3 protein-coding genes are annotated in these 4,592 nt (G+C 59.7%); all 3 read right to left on the bottom strand.

Features of this window, described 5'->3' with window-relative positions:
- A partial coding sequence (locus IAE77_RS00310) for a transposase (RefSeq protein WP_294219658.1) occupies window positions 1–954 on the bottom strand: 954 nt, incomplete at its 3' end.
- Window positions 955–1,073: 119 nt separating this feature from the next.
- A complete protein-coding gene (locus IAE77_RS00305) occupies window positions 1,074–4,223 on the bottom strand; it encodes a putative Ig domain-containing protein (protein WP_294219657.1) in 3,150 nt (1,049 codons plus the stop codon).
- A 79-nt stretch (window positions 4,224–4,302) separates the two neighbouring features.
- The gene (locus IAE77_RS00300; protein ID WP_294219656.1) at window positions 4,303–4,497 is read right to left on the bottom strand and encodes a hypothetical protein; all 195 of its coding nucleotides are present in this window, start codon (window positions 4,495–4,497) and stop codon (window positions 4,303–4,305) included.
- Between the last annotated feature and the right edge of the window lie 95 nt (window positions 4,498–4,592).

Raw genomic sequence — 4,592 nt, 5'->3', positions numbered from 1 at the left:
CGCCGACTTCATTTCCAGCTTCTCCGCCAGCCACTCCTGCGACACCACCGTCCGCCGCCACAGCAGGTCCGCCAGCAGCACCTTCCGCGGGTCGGAGCCTTTCACCTTGGAAAGGCCACTCGTTTTCAGGCCTCCTGCCCTCAGCCCGCGTGCCAGCCACGCCAGCGCCTGCCGCTCCCCGTGCTCTCGCACCAGCTCATGCTTCTGATAGGCTCGCGACACTGGCGCGTCCTTTTTGAGCAGCTTCTGCCCCAGCTTCCGCATCGCCTCGCCAAAGGCCTGTGTCCCCCAGTACCATCCGCGTCTCAGGTGGCTCGCCCGCGCATCCGCTTCATCTGTCTGCGGCGGCACCCCGCAGTTCTTGATACCCTCGCTCACTGCCCGCTTGTCCAGCCGCTCCACCATCCGGCGTCTTCCGGCCGTGGTGTCGGGCAGGTCGAAGGCCTTCAATCCGCTCTCGACGGCCAGCCACTTCGCACGCGCCTTCGGCGGCAGCGCGTAGCCTCCCGCCACGCTGCTCCAGGGGTAATCCAGCACGCTCTGCCCGGCCTTGGGGCGGATCATCCGTGCCCGCACCGGGTTGAGATGAATGTAATCCATCAGCGTCTGGTAGTGGTAACGGTCCTCGCCCTCCACCACCACCGCCTTGTAGCGATCGCCAAAGAGCCGCCCCCACTTCCGGTGCCGCACGTTGTAGCGGCGGGTGAGAGTGTTTTGCAGCCAGGACATCCCCGCCACGAGGTTCGGCTCCGGCGTCTGGAGGAAGAGATGGTAGTGATTGCTCATCAACACCCAGGCATGCACGCGCCAGCCCGTCATCTTACAGGCCTGACTCAGCGTGTGCAGGAAGAACCGCCGGTCGTCATCATCATGAAAGATGTCCTCCCTGCGGTTCCCGCGAGCCATGACATGGTAATACGCCCCGGCGGATTGAATGCGAATGCTGCGTGCCATGCGCCGGTTTCAGCGAGTTAACCGCATCTGTCAAGCAGTTGCACCCTGACCCCGTTTCTGACCCCGTTTCCCTGATCAAACACAGTCGATGCGACGATTGCAGGCTCAAACCCGCACGGTCAGGGCGGAGGCGATGACGCTTTGATGGAGATGAATCTCTGGGCAGCGCCAGCAAGCGGTTGGGGGTCAATGACGGGCAATCGGTTCCACTGCCCGTCCGCTTGGATGGCCTGAGGTGCGCCCAAACCTTGCCAGGTATTCGTTCCCGACTTGGTCGCCAGGGTGACCCAGGTTTGGAGATCGCTGGATGTGCGCAATTCATACAGGACGTCTTTGCGCTCCACGGCAGGCACTCGGAAGCTGTACTCTGGGTTCGGTCTGACCTGCGGCGAGAGCATGTGGCTCAACCAGGCATGTGCCTGCGGGTCCGGGGCACGCGGATTGAAGTCGAAGGCATATTCCATCCAGTTGGTGCGCCCATCGCGATCGGGATCAGCGTCAGGGCCGCTGATGGATGCGTTTCCCTGTTCGGCCACGGTGAATCGACCTTCTTTTTTCCAGAGGTTGAAGTCCAGGCCTTCGATGGGAAGAGCGAAGGTGTTGTTGTTTTCATTCGCCTCGGCCAGATGAGATCCGTTGTCAATTTTGGCGACAATATAGGGATGCGTGGAGGAGCCGGCTGTACGTGCGGACGTCCGCGTGAAGGCGCGGGCTTCGCCGGGTTGCAAAGTCAGGCCATTAAGGAAGTAGCCACCAGCAGCGAGGTCACCCGAGTTGCCCACGGAGGTATCCGCAGAAATGTAGGCTTGGAAGATCACTCCTGGAGTGCCTATGACTGCGGGCAAAGTGCTGGTGTTCCGAAGCGTCCACTCATAGGTGACCTGGGTCGGGCTAAACCCAAGTATCTTCGCAGATTCGATCGCCAGGTCCGTCAGGGCGGACGAACTGACCAGGATGGTGCTGCTGCGGTAGGATGCGCCAGCCATGTTTTGAGCCTTCAACGTCACGGCAAAGCTGCCTGCAACCGTTGGCGAGCCGCTGATTTGGCCCGTTGCGGGATGGATCACGAGCCCTGGAGGAAGGCCCACAGCACTAAATTCATCTACGTGGCTGATCGTAGTCGCGGCAAGGCTGAACGGGCTGCCCAGCACTGCGGATGCATGCGGCGGAATGGTGAACAAGGGACTCTCCTCCACCCCGCCCTGAACGATGGACACAGATTGTCCGGCCATCGTGACGACTGCCGCACGAGGCAAGGCCGCTAGATTTGGATCAAGCACAAATTCCAGCGATCCCGACCCACGGAAAATCGTGTGCTTGAGTTTGATCCACGGTTCCGTGTTGAGCGCCTCCCATGCGGCAGAGTTCGTCGCCATCACATCGATCAGCCCCCCCGAAAACGTGCTGCGGACTTGATAGGCCAGTGGAGTGACAGTGAATGCCGGCCCGGTCAGCACCGCAGGTCGCACGACACTGAGACCTCCTTTGCCCGTCACCAGAAACTCATCCGGCAGCCTGCCCGGCGACACATAGTCCACGCCTCCACCGACGGCGATGCGCTCCACCACGGCCAACGTCGTTGTGTTCACGATGAGCAATTCGTTGTTTTGAAGGTCGGCGGCGTCCAGCCCCAGGACGGCGAGCCAGGCACCATCTGGCGTTAGAGCGAGACCGCCATAGGCTGCACGACCTCCCAAAATCTGGCCCAGTAGTACATTGTCTGAACGCTGCCGAACATCCACCCCGCTGGAGGTGGCAATGAAGACGCGCTGACCTGCCGCATCCGGCCTGACCTGCCACGCTCCGTTCGTGCCTGCGGAGTGTTTTCTCACGATGGTGTGGTAGGTGGGACTTGCCGGATCGACGTCGATCTCCAACCAGTTGTTGGGTCCGATATAGGTGCCGAGGAACACGCGTGTTCCGTCAGGCGAGATGGTGATGTCTTGGTTGTACTCGTTTGTCGTGATCGTGGCGGCGATGCTCAAGGTGGTCAGATTGACAGCCACCACGGCACCGCCCCCATTGCAAGAGACGTAGGCCATGGTGTTCCCGCGAGTCACGATCCCGATCGGTTGGGCGGGCAGATTGGTCACCGCGCCCAAGACTTGATGCAGGGTGGGGCTGCCGACTTCCGTGTCGATGACCGCAACCCGGCGATCGATCTGGCTTGCGATCACAAGCCGCCTTCCATCTGCGGTGAAGGCCAAATCGTCCGTTTTCACATTGATGGAGGCAAGTTCGGCTCCCGTGCCTGAGTCGATTGCCTTGATCGGTCCAAAGTAGCCGTTCGTCGAGTAGTAGTGACCGGTCACGGGGTGTGCAGCCACTTCCTCCAAACCTGCCTGGGAGTAGAGCCGAAAATGACCTGGTGAGGTAATCACCATATCGCGTGCCTCGAGCAGGGTGCCTGCCACCACAGCCTGATTGACTCCATTGAGCGCGTGAATGTGCAGGAAGGACTCTGAGAGTGTCTCGGCCACGAAGTTGTAACTGCCTGCGGGAAGTCCGGGCAGCTCGTAGGTGCCGTCGGCGTTCGTATCGATGGTGACGACCCGTGGCTGCGCCTTGGAGAGATCGTAGGCGATGACCCGGGCTGGAAATGGGACTCCATCTGCCGTGGTTACGCGTCCCCGCACCGTTCCGCGCTGCGTCGCGAGGGGGCTGGCGGGATTGGGATAAAGGGTGGCAAGACCCGCGATGTCGTCTGGCGAGAGCTGCAAATTGACCGTGCTCTCAAACACGGCGGAGTCCTTCCCAGATGAGGAATGATTCAACCCCAGGAAGTGGCATAACTCGTGCAGCGCGAGCGCGTAAAGATTGACGTATGGCGGAGCGGAGTGTGTCAGCCCATTCAGTGCGATGTCCGCGCTCAGGATCCGCGTCGAGGGATTGATGTTGTATCCCATGGTCACGCCCGCGCTGTTGCCCACATAGGAGCGGTCGCCGTCCAGGTACACGACGCTCACCTGATCCGTTCCCGGCAAAGTGGTCGTCTCACCGAGGTAATTGAAAGTGACATTGATAAACGGATTGTCCTCAATGTGCTGAAAGGCATTTCGAATACCTTGAATCAGGTCCGCCTTGTCTCCCGCTGAGGCGTAGGAACCCAGGTTAATATAGAAGTCGATCGGTTGCGAGTTGTCATGCTTAATGGGCTGACCACTGCCATCTCGAAAGGCATTGAAGGCAGCGGTTTTGCCGCAGAACATTAATGACAAAATAGCTGATGCGCCGACGAGTCTAAATCCGGCAACTATGGATGCTTTCATGAGATCGGTTCTGTTGAGAAGTAACCTGACTGAGAGGATGGCGCTTCAATGAGAAGCGTATGAGCAAGATAGCGTCAAGTTACTTGATTAAGGATAATGGCATGCGCGCCGTCCAGTGCTTGAGCAACGTGCCTGTTCTGGAGTCGAGAATGATCACGTTGTTGCGCGCGTCGTCAGTGAGGTAAAACAGACGCCCCTGCGCGTCGATGGCCGCTGCGTGGCCGTTTTTGACGCTCACCTGCGCCAGCGCCTCGCGCCCCCAGTTTGGCACCACACGATAGCGGTATTCGCCCTGGAACCGGGGTCATTGCGCCAAGATAAACACAGATAAGGAGGAAATCAGACAACCAGTAAAATGAGAGTTAGAAC

It is taken from the genome of Prosthecobacter sp. (assembly GCF_014879935.1).
In the GTDB taxonomy this organism is placed as follows: Bacteria; Verrucomicrobiota; Verrucomicrobiia; order Verrucomicrobiales; family Verrucomicrobiaceae; genus Prosthecobacter.
Note: the sequence above shows the minus strand (reverse complement) of the source record. Positions and strands in the feature narration are given on the sequence as shown.